This is a genomic window from [Mannheimia] succiniciproducens MBEL55E, from assembly GCF_000007745.1.
Lineage (GTDB): Bacteria > Pseudomonadota > Gammaproteobacteria > Enterobacterales > Pasteurellaceae > Basfia > Basfia succiniciproducens.
On the sequence record NC_006300.1, the window covers coordinates 2158630 to 2176115 of the forward strand.

Annotated in this window: 17 protein-coding genes; 11 read left to right on the forward strand and 6 right to left on the reverse strand. The window is 43.8% G+C overall.

Annotated elements, in window-relative coordinates:
* Positions 1–44 precede the first annotated feature (44 nt).
* Positions 45–1697, reverse strand: coding sequence for an acetolactate synthase 2 catalytic subunit (ilvG, locus tag MS_RS10120; protein ID WP_011201374.1), 1653 nt, complete (start codon positions 1695–1697; stop codon positions 45–47).
* A gap of 277 nt (positions 1698–1974) precedes the next feature.
* Here ilvG and MS_RS10125 point away from each other — a divergent pair, with 277 nt between their 5' ends.
* The 7 genes from MS_RS10125 to MS_RS10155 all read left to right on the forward strand — a co-directional run bounded on the left by MS_RS10125 (position 1975) and on the right by MS_RS10155 (position 6253).
* Positions 1975–2793, forward strand: coding sequence for a Cof-type HAD-IIB family hydrolase (locus MS_RS10125; protein WP_011201376.1), 819 nt, complete (start codon positions 1975–1977; stop codon positions 2791–2793).
* 8 nt (positions 2794–2801) lie between these two features.
* On the forward strand, positions 2802–3179 hold the full coding sequence (gene crcB / locus MS_RS10130; RefSeq protein ID WP_041640083.1) for a fluoride efflux transporter CrcB: 378 nt from the start codon (positions 2802–2804) through the stop codon (positions 3177–3179).
* A gap of 72 nt (positions 3180–3251) precedes the next feature.
* Positions 3252–3512, forward strand: coding sequence for a succinate dehydrogenase assembly factor 2 (locus MS_RS10135; RefSeq protein ID WP_041640084.1), 261 nt, complete (start codon positions 3252–3254; stop codon positions 3510–3512).
* A 113-nt stretch (positions 3513–3625) separates the two neighbouring features.
* Positions 3626–4201 carry an RNA polymerase sigma factor RpoE gene (gene rpoE, locus MS_RS10140; RefSeq protein WP_041640085.1) on the forward strand — a complete coding sequence of 192 codons (576 nt, stop codon included), beginning with the start codon at positions 3626–3628 and terminating at the stop codon, positions 4199–4201.
* Positions 4202–4229: 28 nt separating this feature from the next.
* On the forward strand, positions 4230–4793 hold the full coding sequence (locus tag MS_RS10145) for a sigma-E factor negative regulatory protein (RefSeq protein ID WP_041640086.1): 564 nt from the start codon (positions 4230–4232) through the stop codon (positions 4791–4793).
* Positions 4794–4867: 74 nt separating this feature from the next.
* Entirely contained in the window at positions 4868–5809 is a 942-nt protein-coding gene (gene rseB, locus MS_RS10150) for a sigma-E factor regulatory protein RseB (protein WP_041640087.1), read from the forward strand.
* 9 nt (positions 5810–5818) lie between these two features.
* Complete coding sequence (locus tag MS_RS10155) at positions 5819–6253, forward strand: SoxR reducing system RseC family protein (protein WP_011201382.1); 435 nt, start codon at positions 5819–5821, stop codon at positions 6251–6253.
* A gap of 27 nt (positions 6254–6280) precedes the next feature.
* On the opposite strand, the gene nfuA is transcribed toward MS_RS10155, so the two are convergent.
* Positions 6281–6865 (reverse strand): Fe-S biogenesis protein NfuA, encoded by a 585-nt coding sequence (nfuA, locus tag MS_RS10160; RefSeq protein ID WP_011201383.1) that lies wholly within the window; start codon positions 6863–6865, stop codon positions 6281–6283.
* A 90-nt stretch (positions 6866–6955) separates the two neighbouring features.
* Complete coding sequence (locus MS_RS10165) at positions 6956–7642, reverse strand: DNA utilization protein GntX (RefSeq protein WP_011201385.1); 687 nt, start codon at positions 7640–7642, stop codon at positions 6956–6958.
* Positions 7643–7783: 141 nt separating this feature from the next.
* Between MS_RS10165 and MS_RS10170 the strand changes: the two genes are divergently transcribed.
* Positions 7784–8599: a Cof-type HAD-IIB family hydrolase gene (locus tag MS_RS10170; protein WP_011201386.1), complete on the forward strand. Its 816-nt coding sequence runs from the start codon at positions 7784–7786 to the stop codon at positions 8597–8599.
* Positions 8600–8690: 91 nt separating this feature from the next.
* Here the strand turns inward: MS_RS10170 and carB are convergent, their stop codons facing one another.
* Positions 8691–11903, reverse strand: a complete 3213-nt coding sequence (carB, locus tag MS_RS10175; RefSeq protein WP_011201387.1) for a carbamoyl-phosphate synthase large subunit — start codon at positions 11901–11903, stop codon at positions 8691–8693.
* A gap of 401 nt (positions 11904–12304) precedes the next feature.
* Positions 12305–13432, reverse strand: coding sequence for a glutamine-hydrolyzing carbamoyl-phosphate synthase small subunit (carA, locus tag MS_RS10180; protein WP_011201388.1), 1128 nt, complete (start codon positions 13430–13432; stop codon positions 12305–12307).
* A gap of 381 nt (positions 13433–13813) precedes the next feature.
* On the opposite strand from carA, the gene MS_RS10185 reads away from it, so the two are divergent.
* From MS_RS10185 to MS_RS10195, 3 genes are all read left to right on the forward strand, one after another.
* Entirely contained in the window at positions 13814–14560 is a 747-nt protein-coding gene (locus tag MS_RS10185) for an MlaA family lipoprotein (protein ID WP_011201390.1), read from the forward strand.
* A gap of 45 nt (positions 14561–14605) precedes the next feature.
* Positions 14606–15100: a YfbU family protein gene (locus tag MS_RS10190; RefSeq protein WP_011201391.1), complete on the forward strand. Its 495-nt coding sequence runs from the start codon at positions 14606–14608 to the stop codon at positions 15098–15100.
* Between the two features lie 67 nt (positions 15101–15167).
* On the forward strand, positions 15168–16799 hold the full coding sequence (locus MS_RS10195; protein ID WP_011201392.1) for a tannase/feruloyl esterase family alpha/beta hydrolase: 1632 nt from the start codon (positions 15168–15170) through the stop codon (positions 16797–16799).
* A gap of 104 nt (positions 16800–16903) precedes the next feature.
* Here the strand turns inward: MS_RS10195 and recX are convergent, their stop codons facing one another.
* Complete coding sequence (gene recX / locus MS_RS10200) at positions 16904–17365, reverse strand: recombination regulator RecX (protein ID WP_011201393.1); 462 nt, start codon at positions 17363–17365, stop codon at positions 16904–16906.
* Positions 17366–17486 lie beyond the last annotated feature (121 nt).

Genomic DNA, 17486 nt, shown 5'->3' on the forward strand with positions numbered 1-17486 from the left:
CTTGAATCCATTCAAAAAAATAAATTTATAAACCCTGCAGATAATTAGCTCATTTCTTCGATCATTTCTACATTACAGGCGCCCGGTGGCACAAGCGGCCATACGTTTTCGTCTTCATGCACACAAACATGCAGCAAATAAGCCTCTTGGCTTGCAAAGAAACGATCCAACGCTTCGTTTACTTCACCGGCTTTTTCTATACGTTCCCCTCTTATACCGAAAGCGGACGCCAGGGTCACAAAATCCGGGTTATCGTCTAAAATTGTCGAACTGTGACGACCGTGAAAGAATAAAGACTGCCACTGACGCACCATGCCGAGACGTTGGTTGTCCAATAATAAAATCTTAATCGGCGTTTTCGCCCGTTTGATTGAGCCCAACTCCTGAATGTTCATCATGATCGAACCGTCGCCGGTTACTAAAATAACCTGATCCCGGGGGCGGGCTTTTTGTGCACCAATGGCCACCGGCAAACCGAATCCCATGGTACCGAAACCCGCCGACGTAATAAAATTCTCCGGCTTGCCAAAGCTCATATGTTGAGCCGCCCACATTTGGTGTTGCCCCACATCGGTGACCACAATGGCATTTTCCGCTTTCAAACGGGAAACGCGGTTTAATAAAAACAGCGGATTAATATCCCCTTCGCCTTCGTTTTCACCGTAATCCCAGTCAAAATCCCGTTTTAAACGTTGAACGTCCGCACGCCAAGGCTCGATATCCAAGGCAAAACTCAAAGCTTTGAGCGCCTGCTCGAGATCGCCGCATAACGCCACATCGGCACGGCGTAATTTGTTAATTTCCGCAACGTCAATATCCGCATGAATCACCTTCGCTTCGGTGGCAAAACTGCTTAATTTACCCGTTACGCGATCGTCAAATCGCGCACCTAACACCAACAGCAAATCCGCCTCTTGTGTTGCGTAATTAGCCGCTTTCGTACCGTGCATACCGATCATGCCCATATAATAAGGGTTATCCGCTGGCACGGCACCTAATCCTTTTAATGTGCAAATTGTCGGAATTCGGGTTGCGGTTAAAAATTCATGCAATGCCGGCACCGCTTTTGCCATGCCTACACCGCCGCCGATATAAGCCACCGGGCGTTTTGCATTTTTCAGCAATTCGACGGCTTTTTCCAAACTCTTAGCGGAAAGTGCGGTCGGTTTTTCAACAGAATAAACAATAGGTTGAAGTAAAGTTTCAGCGAATTGCACATCTTTAGGAATATCAATCAAAACAGGTCCCGGACGGCCGCTTTGTGCGATTTTAAAGGCTTTGGCAAAAATTTCAGGTAATTCTTCAATATTCTGTACGATAAAACTGTGTTTCGTACAGGCGAGAGATAACCCCAGCACATCCGCTTCCTGAAATGCATCGGTACCGATTAACGGCGCGGCTACCTGCCCGGTAATCGCCACCAGAGGAATGGAATCCATTAAGGCGTCGCCCAAACCGGTAATTAAGTTGGTTGCACCGGGGCCTGAAGTGGCGATACATACGCCGGTCTTGCCGGTGGATCTCGCATAACCGATAGCCGCCATCGCCGCACCTTGCTCATTACGACATAAAAGATGGTTAATACCACAATCGTATAAGGCGTCATATACCGGCATAATGGCACCGCCGGGATAACCAAACACGGTGTCTACATTATGGGCTTTTAGGCATTCTGTAACTAAGTTTGCTCCGTTCATTTTCTTACCTGTAAAAATCTTAAATTTTTTTGTGTTTGTTATTCTTATTTAACAAGGTTTTTAATTATAACCGGATTTGCCCGTTAAGCTAGCTTTAGTCATGCTTTTCTTGATCAAAGTGCGGTCAAAAAAATTAATTTTTGTAGTTTGCCATGCCATTTCAAAGAGCAAACAATTTTATTCTGCCATAGGGTAATTTATATCAATATACAAAAGTAAACTCCGTTCGATTATTTTGTTATGATAGCAAAATGAATAATCAATTAGGTTTAAATGAATGAAACAACTTCCTTTTCGAGCCATAGTGTCCGACATGGACGGCACTTTGTTAAACGCCAATCATGTGGTTGGCGATTTCACCATCAATACATTAGAAAAACTTGCGCAAAAGGGCGTGGATATCGTAATGGCGACAGGGCGCGGCTACACAGATGTTGCCTCCACATTAAGTAAAATGAAGATTAAAAATGCCGCGATGATCACCTCAAACGGCGCGCAAATTCACGATTTACAGGGAAATAGACTTTACAGCAACTACCTCCCCGAAGATGTGGCGTTTGAAGTTATGCAACTGCCTTTTGATGCGGATCGGGTTTGCATGAATACCTATCAAAATAACGACTGGTTTATTAATATTGATTTACCGCAATTGCGCAAATATCATCAAACATCCGGCTTTATGTACGAAGTGGTGGATTTCAAAAAACATCACGGGCGCGATACGGAAAAAGTCTTTTTTATCGGTAAAAAACCGGCGGATTTAATGGAGATTGAACAGGAACTCACCACGCGTTTCGGCAATTATGCGACCATTACTTATTCCACACCGGTTTGTCTTGAAGTGATGAATAAAAATGTGTCAAAAGCCACCGCACTTGCACATCTTATTGAGCAGCGAGAATATTCGTTGTCGGACTGTATCGCCTTTGGCGACGGCATGAACGATATCGAAATGCTAACCGAAGTGGGTAAGGGCTGTATAATGCAAAATGCCGATCCGCGTTTATTGCAACTTTTACCCGATAACGAACGTATCGGCTTAAATAAAGATGAATCCGTCGCAAGCTATGTGCGGGCCGTTTTCGGAATTTATTAGGCGTGATTATGTGGCAATCATTAATTCTGATAAGTTCGGGTGCCGCGCTCGGCGCTTCTTTGCGTTGGGGCATGGGATTGATTTTAAATCCGCTCTTTGCCGCCTTTTCCTTCGGTACGCTTATTGCGAATTATCTCGGCTGTTTTATTATCGGCTTAATTATGGCGATGATTTGGCAGCATCCGCAATTTAGTGGCGAATGGCGCCTATTCATGATAACCGGATTTCTCGGTAGCCTGACTACGTTTTCTTCCTTCTCCGCTGAAGTAATGGAAAACTTTATCCAACAAAAATGGTTAATAGGTTTAGGTATTATGTCTGCTCATTTATTCGGTTGCCTTATTTTCACCGGTATCGGCGTGCTGATAACACGCTGGTTAAACTAAAAATTATGCTTATCTGGCAATTTTGCCGAATTTAACGCTATAATGCGCTAATTTTATTTTATGGTAACAACAATGGCTGAATACGATAAATTACGCTTAGAATGGGATTGCCGTCGGGGTATGTTAGAACTCGATAAAATCATTATGCCGTTCTATCTGGAACAATTTGATAATCTGACCGAAACGCAAAAAGCAACCTTTGTGCGTTTATTGGCTTGCACCGATCTACAGCTTTTTTCCTGGTTATTCAAGCGGGCGCGGGCTTCCGATACGGAATTGCAACAAATGGTCGATTTAATTTTGGAAAAACAAGGCGTTGTAATTAATAATTGATTTTGATTGGAAATATTTTTACGTTTCGGTGAACTTTTCTATTTTCACATGCTCTAACCAAATACATAGGCTTGCTGTCTTGAAATTAGAGCTTGTTATTGACAAGAGGTTATATGGCTGAACAGCTAACAGATCAGGCTTTGGTAGAAAGAGTGCAGCAGGGGGATAAGAAAGCCTTTAATTTGTTGGTTTCTCGTTATCAGAATAAAGTGGCGGGGCTATTAACCCGTTATGTATCGCGTAATGATATTCCCGATGTAGTACAGGAATCATTCATTAAAGCATATCGCTCTATTGAGTCATTCCGGGGTGAAAGCGCTTTCTATACATGGCTTTATAGAATTGCAGTAAATACTGCAAAAAACTACTTAACCGCTCAAGGACGCCGCCCGCCGAATGAAGACATTCTAGCGGAAGAAGCGGAAACCTATGATGTAGGTGGAAATTTAAGAGATGTGGATACGCCCGAACATGAAATGTTATCCGCAGAGCTAAAAAAGGTTATCTTTGATACTATCGACGGTTTGCAAGAAGAATTAAAAACGGCGATAACATTACGTGAAATGGAAGGGTTAAGTTACGAAGAGATTGCCGATATAATGGATTGCCCCGTAGGAACGGTACGTTCGCGTATATTCCGGGCAAGGGAAATTATAGAAAGCAAAATTCGACCGCTCATTCAACGTTAAACGAATAACAAAAGAGTTGGAGTTTACAATGCAAAAAGAGTTACTTTCAGCATACATTGACGGTGAACAAGTCGGTAACGACATCACCCTCGAATTATGTAACGATGCCGAGTTGCAACAAAGTTGGTCAAATTATCATGTAATTCGTTCCGTTATGCGCGATGAAAGCGAGGTATTTCTAGGCGCCGATTTCACCGCAAAAATGGCAACATTGATTGATCAGGAAGATGCGATTACCCTATCTCAACCGACTCCGGACGAAGTTGAAAACTTGCCGTTTATGCAAAAACTCAAAGCGTTATTTGCACCAATGGTTCAAGTCGGTGTTGCCGCCGGTGTGTGTTTAGTTGCCGTACTGGGCGTTCAGTCTTTTAATGCTAATAATAATGCGCAAACCACAGCGGATACGCCAGTATTGCAAACCTTACCGTTTAGCAACAATGTTCAGGAAGTAAGCTATAACGCTCCAACAAAAGATGCGGTGACACAAGAACAACTTGAACAAAAAAATAAACGTATCGGCGCAATGTTGCAAAGTTACGAATTGCAACGCCGTGTTTATGCGGACTCAGTACAAAATCAACAACATTAATTAGTTAACATTATTTTAATTCACCACCTTAATGGGTGGTGAATTTGTTTCCGGTTGATGAAGGGACTTCAAAAATGTTTAAAAAACTTACCGCACTTTTCTTTATCTTGCCCTTCTCTTTTTCCGTATTCGGGCAAGACAATCTTTCGCCTAAGCAACTACTCACAGAAATGCTCGCTGCCCAAAATAAGCTTAATTATGAAATTTCCTATGTTCAAATCGCGGGTGCCGAGATTGATACTTATCGCTATCGCCATGTGTATAACGAAGGCAAATCTTACGCTCAACTTGCAACCTTAGAGGGCGGTAAACAGGAAATTATACAACGCGATAACTTAATCAGTTATTTTCATTCCAATTACAGCCCTTTCTCAATTCGCGGTTCGCAAATTATCGACAATTTACCTAACATCGTTAACGCGGATTTTTCCCGTATTGAAAAACATTATGATTTCATTAATATGGGGCGTAATCGCATTGCCGATCGTTTAGTTCAAACGGTTAGAATTTTGCCGAAAGATAACTTCCGTTATCAATACGTCGTTTTTATTGAAGAAAAAACTCATCTATTATTAGGCTCGGATATGTTAGATCAGGACGGCAATCTGTTAGAGCGTTTCCGTGTAGTGAATTTTTATATTGACGACCAAATGACACAACCGCTAACCGATGCATTAAGCAAATTGCCAACGCCTCCCGTTTTAGATAAAGCAACGCCACCAAAAAACAAATTAAGCTGGCAAGCCGGTTGGCTTCCGCAAGGATTTGCGGTATTGAATAACTATCTCACCAAAACTGATGAAGATACGATAGAAAGCCGTTTATATAGTGACGGATTATTTTCTTTTACTATTTATGTTTCCAATAATATCCTGCCGGAAAACCAAGAAAATGTATGGAAACAAGGCTCGTTCACTATTTACAGTGAAAGCATGAAAGATAAGGAAGTTACGATTATCGGGCAAATACCGCTCACCACGGCAAAACGTATCGTACAAGAAATTAAATCCAACTAGAGAAAAAATATGTTAACCGAAAGTGCCGTCGTAATTGATTACCGAGACGGAATCGCCAAAGTAAAATGCCAATCAAAAACCGCCTGCGGCAGTTGTGCGGCTAAAAACGCTTGCGGCTCGGCGGCACTTTCGGAACTTACCGGAGAACCGGGAGAACATATTCTGATTATTTCCACCATCACTCCGTTAAAAATCGGTCAACAAGTGGAAATCGGTCTACAGGAACAATCCCTTTTATTTTCCGCTTTTCTTGCTTATGTGATTCCGCTGATGACATTATTAATCGGCACGTTTGTCGCCACCGCAATTTTTTCAAATGAATTAATTAGCGCCGCATTCATCTTTATTTCCACCGCACTTTCCTTTCTTGCCGTGCGGTTTTATGCCAAAAAACTCAATAAAAAATCGGCATTTGAGCCGATTTTATTGAGAGTATTAAATTAAGGTCTGTTTATCTTTTATAAACGGACTTTAATAATAAGAATGTTCGCCGCGCTGGTGCTCTGTGATGTCTTTCGCGCCTTTTAATTCGCCGGCAAATAATTCCACTAATTGTTTTTCTACGCCGTCTTTCAGGGTAACATCCACCATTGAGCAACCGTTACAACCGCCGCCGAATTGGAGAATCGCATAGCCCTCATCAGTAATTTCAACTAAGGTAATACGACCTCCGTGGCTTGCTAATTGAGGGTTAATCTGAGTTTGAATAACATAATCCACTCGTTCGATTAAAGGTGCGTCATCCGCAACTTTACGCATTTTGGCATTAGGCGCCTTTAGAGTTAACTGCGTACCGAGTTCTTCCGTCACATAATCAATTTCCGCATCTTCCAAAAACGGCAAACTCACTTCATCCACAAAGGCGGAAAACGTAGCATATTTCATTTCCGTATCCGTTGCTTCCACAGCATTAGGGGGGCAATAAGAAACGCCGCATTCGGCATTCGGCGTCCCCGGATTCACCACGAAAATACGGATATTCGTGCCTTCTTCCTGTTGATCCAGCAGCTTACGAAAATGCCCTTGTGCGGCGTCAGAAATTTGAATTTGTTGCATAAAATAATCCTAAAATATAACTAAAAAACGTCTGATAGCTGACTAACATAGTCGGGAATGATACGCTTAGATTACCTTTTATGCAAATTTTTATGCGCGCGCTAAACCCCACACCTGAATTTGTTCCACACCTTGTTGAACAAATAAACCGGCAAGGGCATTTAATGTCGACCCCGTAGTAATCACATCATCCACTAAAGCAACGGATTTATACGGACAAGCTTGTTTTTTGTCGGCGAATCGAAATGCTTTTTGCAAATTAACCCGTCGGGCGGCAGCGCTTAATCCCCGTTGCGTTCTTGTATGTTTAACCCGCTTAATCAGCCGATTATTACAAGGAATATTTAACCATTTGGCTAACTGTCCGGCCAATAAATCCGCCTGATTATACCCTCGCCGCCAGTGGCGAAAATGATGCAACGGAACGGGAATAATCACTTCCGGCAACATAAGCCCGTGAGTTCTGCGGGCGTCTCGAATTGCCAGATAAAGCAAACGCGCCAAAGTGCGGTCAAAATAAAAGGAATTTTGAAATTTAAAACGATGAATCAGACTTGAAAGCGGCATCTTATAAGCGCCGATAATCACCATACGATGCCAAGCGGGCCGGTTTTGCAAACAGTTTCCGCAACCTAAAGTGTTTTCCGCCAATTCCGATCCGCAAACGCCGCAATAATTAAAACGGCGGATCTGTTTATTGCAGCTGCAACACAGACCATGCGAGCCAATGGCTAGTTTTCTTTGACAATAAATGCAGCGGAAAGCAAACCAATTCATGTTATTCTCCTAAAAAGACAACGAAGAGAACAACATAATAAAATCTAACCTTTTCCGCCCTAATCACAGGAAAATTTTTCGATCTTTATCGCAATAATGTTAAAATTATTTTATATATTTTCTTACTTTTAAGGAGCGCTAATGACAATTCCAAATCTCCGCGACAAAATTAAAATCGTTTTTTTTGATATTGATGAAACTCTCATCATGAAATTTGAAGATATTCTGCCTGACTCCGTTCTTCCGGTCATTCGCAAACTCAAACAAAACGGCATTATTCCCGCCATCGCCACCGGACGCTCTCGTTGCAGTTTACCGACTAAAATCAAAGCGTTGATTGCTGAAGAACCCATCGAACTGTTCGTTACCATGAACGGCCAATTTTCCGTATTTCAAAATAAGGTGATTGAAAAACATCCGATTCCTACTGAAAAAGTGCAACACTTAGTTGATTTCTTTGATGCCCAACAAATTGATTATGCCTTTGTATCCGATAATAACGTTGCGGTATCCAAAATCACCGCTAAACAAAAATCCGCACTGGATCCGATTTTAACGGATTATATTGTCGATAAAGATTATTTTAAACATAACGAAGTTTTCCAATTATTGCCCTTCTATGACCAAAGTCAGGACGAACTTGTAAAAAATGCAAATATCTTGGACGGTTTGCGAGTGGTCCGCTGGGATAAAGATTCTGTGGATTTATTTGATGCCGAAGGTTCAAAAGCGCGCGGAATTGCTTCCGCAATCAAACGGTTAGGCTTTGAAATGGAAAACGTGATGGCATTCGGTGACGGTTTAAACGACCTTGAAATGCTAAGTACCGTAGGGGTCGGCGTAGCGATGGGCAACGCCCGCGACGAACTGAAAAAAGTCGCTGATTTCGTTACCGATCGTATTGAAGATCACGGCATTTACAACTTCTTAGTCAAAGCCGGATTAATTGAAGATTAAACTTAAGTAAAAGTGCGGTCAAAATTTCAAGAATTTTCACCGCACTTTATTACTTTATTAAAGAAGAATAGGCTCGTTCGAGCCTATTTTGTTATTTAGTTAAACCTGCATGTAAACCCTGCACGGAATACACATCGTGAATATCCAAATTTGCTACGCTAAGGCTAATGGCATCGGCACCTGCAATGGTAGTATAAAGCGGCACGCGTTGTTTTAATGCGCTGGCGCGGATTGATGCGCTGTCCGCCACGCTTTCCGCCATTCCTCCGGCAGTATTGATAATAAGCGCAATTTCATCATTTTTAATGGCATCAACAATATGCGGTCTGCCTTCACGTACTTTATTCACGGTTTGCACGGCAATGCCGTTTTCGCGCAGGAATTTTGCCGTACCGAAGGTTGCGCATAAGCCATAGCCCTGTTCCTGTAAGCGTTTTACGATTGGCAATAAACGAGGTTTATCGTTGTTATCCACTGATACAAATACTTTGCCCGTACGAGGAATCCGCTCGCCGGCACCAATCTGTGCTTTTAAGAAGGCCTCCGCAAAGGTTGCTCCCACCCCCATCACTTCGCCGGTGGAACGCATTTCCGGTCCTAAAATAGTATCTACGCCGGGGAATTTAATGAACGGGAATACCGCTTCTTTCACCGCATAGAAATCCTGCGGCACCACTTCGCCTTGAATGCCTTGTTCTTTCAAGCTAATACCGGCCATTACACGGGCGGCAATTTTCGCCAATGGCTGACCGGTGGCTTTGCTCACGAAAGGTACGGTACGGCTGGCGCGCGGATTCACTTCAAGCACATAAATCACATCATTTTGTACCGCAAATTGCACGTTCATTAAACCGACTACGTTTAAGGCTCGCGCCATCGCTGCCGTTTGGCGACGGATTTCATCCTGAATTTCCATACTTAACGAATAAGGCGGCAATGAACAGGCGGAGTCGCCCGAGTGAATGCCGGCTTGTTCGATATGCTGCATAATACCGCCGATAATTACTTGTTCGCCGTCACAAATGCAGTCCACGTCCACTTCAATAGCGTTATTTAAGAAATGGTCTAATAAAATCGGGCTGTCGTTGGAAACGGACACCGCTTCACGCATATAACGGTTCAATTCTTCATCGTTATATACAATCTGCATTGCGCGTCCGCCCAATACGTAAGACGGGCGAACTACCAGCGGATAACCCACTTCATTTGCCAGACCTACCGCTTCCTGTGTGTTACGCGCCGTGCGGTTCGCCGGTTGTTTTAAATTCAAATCATGTAAGATTTTTTGGAAACGTTCTCGGTCTTCCGCCGCATCAATGCTGTCCGCCGATGTGCCGATAATGTTCACGCCGTTTGCATGTAACGCGTTTGCCAATTTCAACGGCGTTTGACCGCCGTAATGCACAATCACGCCCCAGGGTTTTTCTACGTGAATAATTTCTAGGACGTCTTCAAGGGTTAACGGCTCGAAATATAAACGGTCGGAGGTATCGAAATCGGTAGAAACGGTTTCCGGGTTACAGTTCACCATAATGGTTTCAAAACCGGATTCGCGTAACGCCAATGCCGCATGCACGCAGCAATAGTCGAATTCGATACCCTGACCGATACGGTTCGGACCGCCGCCTAAAATCATCACTTTTTTGCGATCGGACGGTGCAGCTTCGCATTCTTCTTCATAGGTGGAATACAAATAAGCGGTATCGGACTTAAACTCGCCCGCACAGGTATCCACACGTTTATAAACGGGGTGAATATTGAATGCGTTACGCAAGCTGCGTACCGAGGTTTCGTCGGATTTCACCAATTGCGCAATACGTTTATCGGAGAAACCTTTACGTTTTAGTCGATAAATTTCGTCTTTGTTTAAATCAGCCAGCGTTTTCTTCTCAAGGGCTAATTCTTCAAGCACAAGGTCTTGAATTTGAATTAAAAACCAGGGATCAATTTTACTGTAATGATGGACGTCTTCAATTGACCAGCCGATACCGAAAGCATCCGCTACATAAAGCAGGCGTTCAGGGCCCGGATTGGAAATTTCATGGCGCAGTTTTTCCATATCTTCGGTTTTTAAGTTAAAACCGCAAATCCCGGTTTCCAAACCGCGTAAAGCTTTTTGGATTGATTCCTGGAAGGTACGTCCCATGGCCATCACTTCGCCCACTGACTTCATTTGAGTGGTTAGGCGATCATCGGCTTTCGGGAATTTTTCAAAGGCAAAACGCGGCACTTTGGTGACTACATAGTCGATTGAAGGCTCGAAAGAGGCCGGGATTAAGCCGCCGGTAATGTCGTTGCGTAATTCGTTTAAGGTATAGCCCACCGCTAATTTTGCCGCTACTTTGGCAATCGGGAAACCGGTGGCTTTGGAAGCAAGGGCCGACGAACGGCTCACACGCGGGTTCATTTCGATGACAATCATCTCGCCGTTTTCCGGGTTGATGGCAAACTGCACGTTGGAACCGCCGGTATCCACACCGATTTCACGCAATACCGCCAACGATGCGTTACGCATGATTTGATATTCTTTATCGGTTAAAGTTTGCGCCGGTGCCACGGTGATGGAATCGCCGGTGTGTACGCCCATTGGGTCGAAGTTTTCGATGGAACACACGATAATGCAGTTATCCGCTTTATCGCGCACCACTTCCATCTCGTATTCTTTCCAGCCCAAGACCGATTGTTCGATTAATAATTCATGGGTTGGCGAGGCCTCGAAACCGCGTTCGCAAATGGCCTGGAATTCATCGCGGTTATAGGCGATACCGCCGCCGGAACCGCCCATGGTGAATGAAGGACGAATTAAGGTCGGAAAACCGACTTCTTCTTGTGCTTTCCAGGCTTCGTCAAAGCTATGGCAAACGAAAGATTTCGGCGTATTTAAACCGATTTTCGCCATCGCTTCTTTAAAACGCCCGCGGTCTTCCGCTTTATCAATGGCGTCTTCCGTCGCCCCGATCAACTCTACGCCGTATTTTTTCAATACGCCGTTTTTTGATAAATCCAACGCACAGTTCAGCGCAGTCTGTCCGCCCATGGTCGGCAAAATCGCATCCGGACGTTCTTTTTCGATAATTTTTTCCACGGTTTGCCAGTGAATCGGCTCGATGTAGGTCACATCCGCCATATTCGGATCGGTCATAATAGTCGCCGGGTTGGAGTTCACCAACACCACTTTATAACCTTCCTCACGCAAAGCTTTACAGGCCTGCGCCCCCGAATAGTCAAACTCACAGGCCTGACCGATAACAATCGGACCGGCGCCGATAATAAGGATTGTATTTATGTCGTTACGTTTTGGCATATTATTTTCTCTTGATAAAACTTTTAAAAAATTATTCGCAGTTTTGTAAACAAATTTGCTCGCTCCTGACGGCTTCGTTGACATAGCCAACGTTCAAAAAATTTCGCTTTTTATGACCGCACTTTTTGTTGTCGGTTTTCAAATTTCCTCTAGCCCCTCTTTACTAAAGAGGGGGACTGAGTTGAGGGTAATATAAAGATCTCAACGCCTCATCAAGATCGATTCCCCTCTTTAGCAAAGAGGGGTTAGGGGAGATTTGTCCTAATACCCCGCAAAATACTCCCGATTTAATTTGTTGTTATCCGGCGCATGTTAAGAAACCCGCACCATTATTAAAAAATACTTAAAATTCCACCGCACTTTATTCATCGGGCGTATACGATACGCCCCTGCGGTTGACATTAAGCCTTGGCCTGTTTCATGGCATCGATAAATTTATCAAATAAATAAGCCACATCATGCGGCCCCGGGCTGGCTTCCGGGTGGCCCTGGAAACTGAATGCCGGTTGGTCGGTCAGTTCGATGCCTTGTACGGAATTGTCGAATAATGAACGGTGAGTGACGCGCACATTGGCGGGCAGGCTGTGTTCATCCACTTCAAACCCATGGTTTTGGCTAGTGATCATCACTTTTTGCGTATCTAAATCCTGTACCGGATGGTTGGCACCATGGTGTCCGAATGCCATTTTTTTGGTTTTGCCGCCGCTTGCTAAACCTAACAATTGATGGCCTAAACAAATACCGAAAATCGGTTTTTTAGTGGCTAATAAGGTTTGAATGGCGCTGATTGCGTAATCGCAGGGTTCCGGATCGCCGGGGCCGTTAGATAAGAAAATACCGTCCGGATTCAGCGCAAGCACTTCTTCAGCGGATGTTTTTGCCGGCACCACGGTTAATTTACAGCCGCGTTCGGCAAGCATTCGTAAAATATTATGTTTCACTCCGAAGTCATAGGCCACCACATTGAACGATGCGTTTTGTTGTTCCGCATAACCTTTGCCCAACACCCATTCGCCTTGTGTCCAACGGTAACTTTGCTGTGCCGTGACTTCCTGGGCTAAATCTTTACCCGCCATAGAGCCGAAACTCAAGGCTAGTTCGAGAGCTTTTTGCTCGTCAACTTCGCCGCTCATAATGCAGCCCGCCATGGCGCCTTTATCCCGCAATAAACGGGTTAAGCGACGGGTATCGATATCCGCAATGGCAACTACGTTATTGTCTTTTAAATAATCCGACAGACTTTGATTGGCGCGGAAATTGCTGTGAATCATCGGTAAGTCGCGAATAATTAAGCCTGCGGCATACACGCCGTTGCTTTCGAGATCTTCGGAATTTGTACCGGTGTTGCCGATATGCGGGTAAGTCAGAGTGACGATTTGTTTAAAATAAGAAGGGTCGGTAAGAATTTCCTGATAACCGGTCATTGAGGTATTAAATACCACTTCGCCGATCGTGTGCCCCGCAGCGCCGATAGAGGTGCCGCGAAAAATACTGCCATCTGCCAATACAAGAATTGCAGGTTCAGACATAAAATATCTCCTATAAATCAGGTCTGTTTATTTTTCATAAACAGACTATTATTCGGTCGAACACTTGCGAATGTTCATTAACCACGAAATTCATCGAAAAATGACCGCACTTTTTTAGAGAAATTTTGTGCGCCCGTTAATAAATCCGACGAAATCGCTGATTGTTTTTAGCTTTAGCGAGCTAAATTCTGCCTATTCTAAAGGACAATACAACGCTATTCAAGCTAAATTCGCAAACGTTTAAATGATTATTTATGCTTTTATTCTGCATAAAAATTCATTTTAAGGCAAGTTTTTTCATTCCGAACGGATTTATTTTGTAGATCATCGATAACTCATTTACAATGAAATTCAAATAGCGTTTGCTTTGAGGAAATAACGATGAAGAAAATTACTCTGATTGCCACCGCACTTTTCGCCGGTTCAATACTTACGGGTTGTGCAACCATTGACCCCGCAACGGGAGAACGTCAGGATCCATTGGAAGGTTTCAACCGCACAATGTGGAGCTTTAACTATGACGTATTAGATCCATACGTATTAAAACCGGCGGCAAAAGGCTGGCAGGCATTGCCGTCACCGTTGACCACAGGTTTATCCAACGTTGCGAAAAACTTAGAAGAACCAGTCAGTTTTGTGAACCGTTTATTGGAAGGCGAAGTGAAAAAAGCCTTTGTTCACTTTGACCGCTTCTTTATTAACTCCACCTTCGGCTTAGGCGGTTTAATCGACTGGGCAAGTTATAGCGACCCGTTAAAAATCGAAAACGACCGAACCTTTGGCGATACGCTGGGCAGTTATGGCGTTGAACCCGGCGCTTATGTGATGTTGCCGGCCTACGGTGCAAGTTCGCCTCGCGAGCTCACCGGTACTGCCGTCGATACCGCTTATACCTATCCGTTCTGGCATTGGGTGGGCGGCGCCTGGTCTCTGGTACCGACCGTCGTGAAAGCGGTGGATAAACGAGCCAAAGCCATGGATAAAGAGGAATTGCTCAACCAAGCTCAGGATCCGTATATCACCTTCCGCGAAGCCTATTATCAGAATTTAGAATACCGGGCAACCGACGGCAATGTAAAAGCCAAAGACAGCGGTTTGTCTCAAGATGATTTAAACAGTATCGACTAGGTACTGTTTATCTTTTATAAACAGACCTAATATGAGGACCCCTCTATGGAAATGACATCCACACAACGTTTAATTTTAGCCAACCAGTATAAACTCATGGGCTTGCTGGATCCCGCCAATGCACAAAAATACGCCCGTCTTGAAACCATCGTTAAAGGCGGATTCTCATTAGAATTAAAAGAATTGGATAACGAGTTTTTGGCAATTTCCGAAGCGGAATGCCAAACCGTTTTAGAAACTCTTGAAATGTATCATGCGTTACAGGTTTCCTATGAAAATCTGGCGGATAAATCTGATTTAACCGCTCACCGTTTACAATTTATCGGTTACGATGCAATCCGTGAACGCAAATATTTGAATTATTTACGTTTTATTACCGGTATAGAAGGTAAATACCAAGAGTTTATGCGCTGCGCCCCCGGCTGTGATTCACAAACACCGATGTGGGATAAATACAATAAAATGTTAGACATGTGGAAAGCCTGCCCACATCAATATCATTTAAGTTTAGTTGAAATTCAAAATATTCTGAATGCTTAGAAATCAACGTTAAATCGGCCGCACTTTTAAAAAGTGCGGTTAATTTTAGGAGAATTTTGGAGAATATATGAAAAATCTGACAAAAAGCGCATTATTTATTTCCTTCGTCTGTACCAGCCCTCTCGCCCTTTCAGCTCCCGACGACAGCAAAACCGAAGCGCTACAAAAACTAGAACAGCAATGTAATGCCCTTAAAGACAGTAACATTATGAATACTTCAATCAAATCGGTGAAATGGTTTGCCGGCGGTAATCTACCGCCCGATGAACAGGCCAGCTTCACCGGCGCAAGCAACAGCAACATTGAAGCCGCTCCGCATTGCGTGGTAAACGGTGAAATTGAAAAACGTATTGGTGCCGACGGTAAAGAATACGCCATCGGTTTTCAGCTGCGCCTGCCCTCAAACTGGAATAATAAATTTTTATTCCAGGGCGGCGGCGGTTTGGACGGCTTTATCGCACCGGCGATCGGCTCCATTCCCACTCACGGTTCAACGGCAACACCCGCGCTAATGAGGGGATATGCGGTTGTCAGTATGGATAGCGGACATACCGGCGCAAGAGATCCTTCTTTCGCGAAAGACCAACAGGCTCGCTTGAATTTTGCTTACGCCTCTACGGGCAAAGTCACCACCGTGGCAAAACAATTAATCGAGCAAATGTATAAAGAACAACCGAAACACAGCTATTTTATGGGCTGTTCAAACGGCGGTCGCGAAGCCATGCACGCGGCAATGCGTTATCCCCTTGAATTCGACGGCGTGGTTGCCGGCAATCCGGGATTCCGTTTATCTTACGCCGCCGTGGGCGAAGCCTGGGATAATCAACAGTTTATGAAATATGCACCGACTAATGAACAAGGTGAGAAGATCGTCGCAAACAGTTTAACTCAAGAGGATTTAGATATTGTATCTAAAGCAGTGCTGAAACGTTGCGATGCAAAAGACGGTCTGGCGGACGGCGTGATCAACGCCTGGGAAGCCTGTGATTTCAAACCGGAAATGGTGGAAAAAGAAATAGGTAAAGATAAAGTCGCATTGTTAAACGCTGTTTTTGGCGGAGCGAAAAACAGCCGTGGAGAAAATGTTTATGCTTCCTGGCCTTATGACGCCGGCATTAACAGCAAAGGTTGGCGGGCATGGAAAATAGGCGATTCACAAACTGCGGTTCCTAACGGACGTAACTTTACAATGGGCGTAGAAAGCTTAACCAATTATTTTATGATGCCGATTAGCCCTGATTTTGATCCTATGCAATTCGATTTCGATAAAGATACCCAAAAAGTGGCGCAAATTGCCGGTATGAATGACGCCGATGAAACCGAACTGACAACTTTCCAAGCGCGCGGCGGCAAGATGATTATTTTTGAAGGAGTCTCGGATCCGGTATTTTCCGCCCATGATTTACGTGACTGGTATAACAAGCTGAATCAGGATATGAAAGATGCCAATCAATTTGCCCGTGTCTTTATGGTTCCCGGCATGACTCATTGCGGCGGCGGTCCGGCTTTAGAAAATTTCGACCCCTTAACCGCATTAGAACAATGGACGGATGAAAACAAAGCGCCGGACTTTATTCTTGCAAAAGCGGGCGAAGAATTTCCGAATAAAGAAAAAGAAATGCCTTTATGCCCGTATCCACAAGTAGCAACCTATAAAGGCGGCGACAAAAATAAAGCTTCAAGCTTTGAATGTCGTTAATTCTGCAATGCGTTGATGTTGCAAAGTTTATGCTATTATAAAGACAATAAGCCGTGATAAAATCACGGCTTATTTTTTAATATCAATCTCTCACAAACACCGAATTAATAAAACTCATCTTCTGTGCCGTTGCCGATAAAATCGGCAAAGTCTTCTGCAAAAAATCCGTGAGAAAGCATATAACGCCAGATTTTTTGTTTGTTTTTTGCATCCTGCCGGGCTCTGTAATCCGGAAATTTTTTTGCCAACACATTAAGCGCGATTTCCGACCAGTCAATATCACATTCCATCAGGGCTTCATCAACGGTTTCGGGCAAAATGCCTTTTAACTGCCGAAGTTCCTGCTTAATACGGTTAACGCCATAACCCCGTTGAGCTCTAGCCCTTAAATAATTCTCCGTAAAACGTTTGTCACTTTGCCAGTTTTTCTGTTGCAGTTGAGCCAGCGTGTCCTCAATTTCCTGTTCGGAAAAGGCCTTTTCCTGCATTTTGCAACGAATTTCAAATTCACTGTATTCACGGCGGGACAATAAATTTACCGCATAACTGAATGCCAATGTTGTCATAATGAAATCCTTATTATTTAACAGATAAATTTGAAATCTATCGCTGTATTGAACAAAATAATCAAGTAAGACGGGAAAGAAAAATGATAGAAAAAGTGCGGTATTTTTTACCGCACTTTTG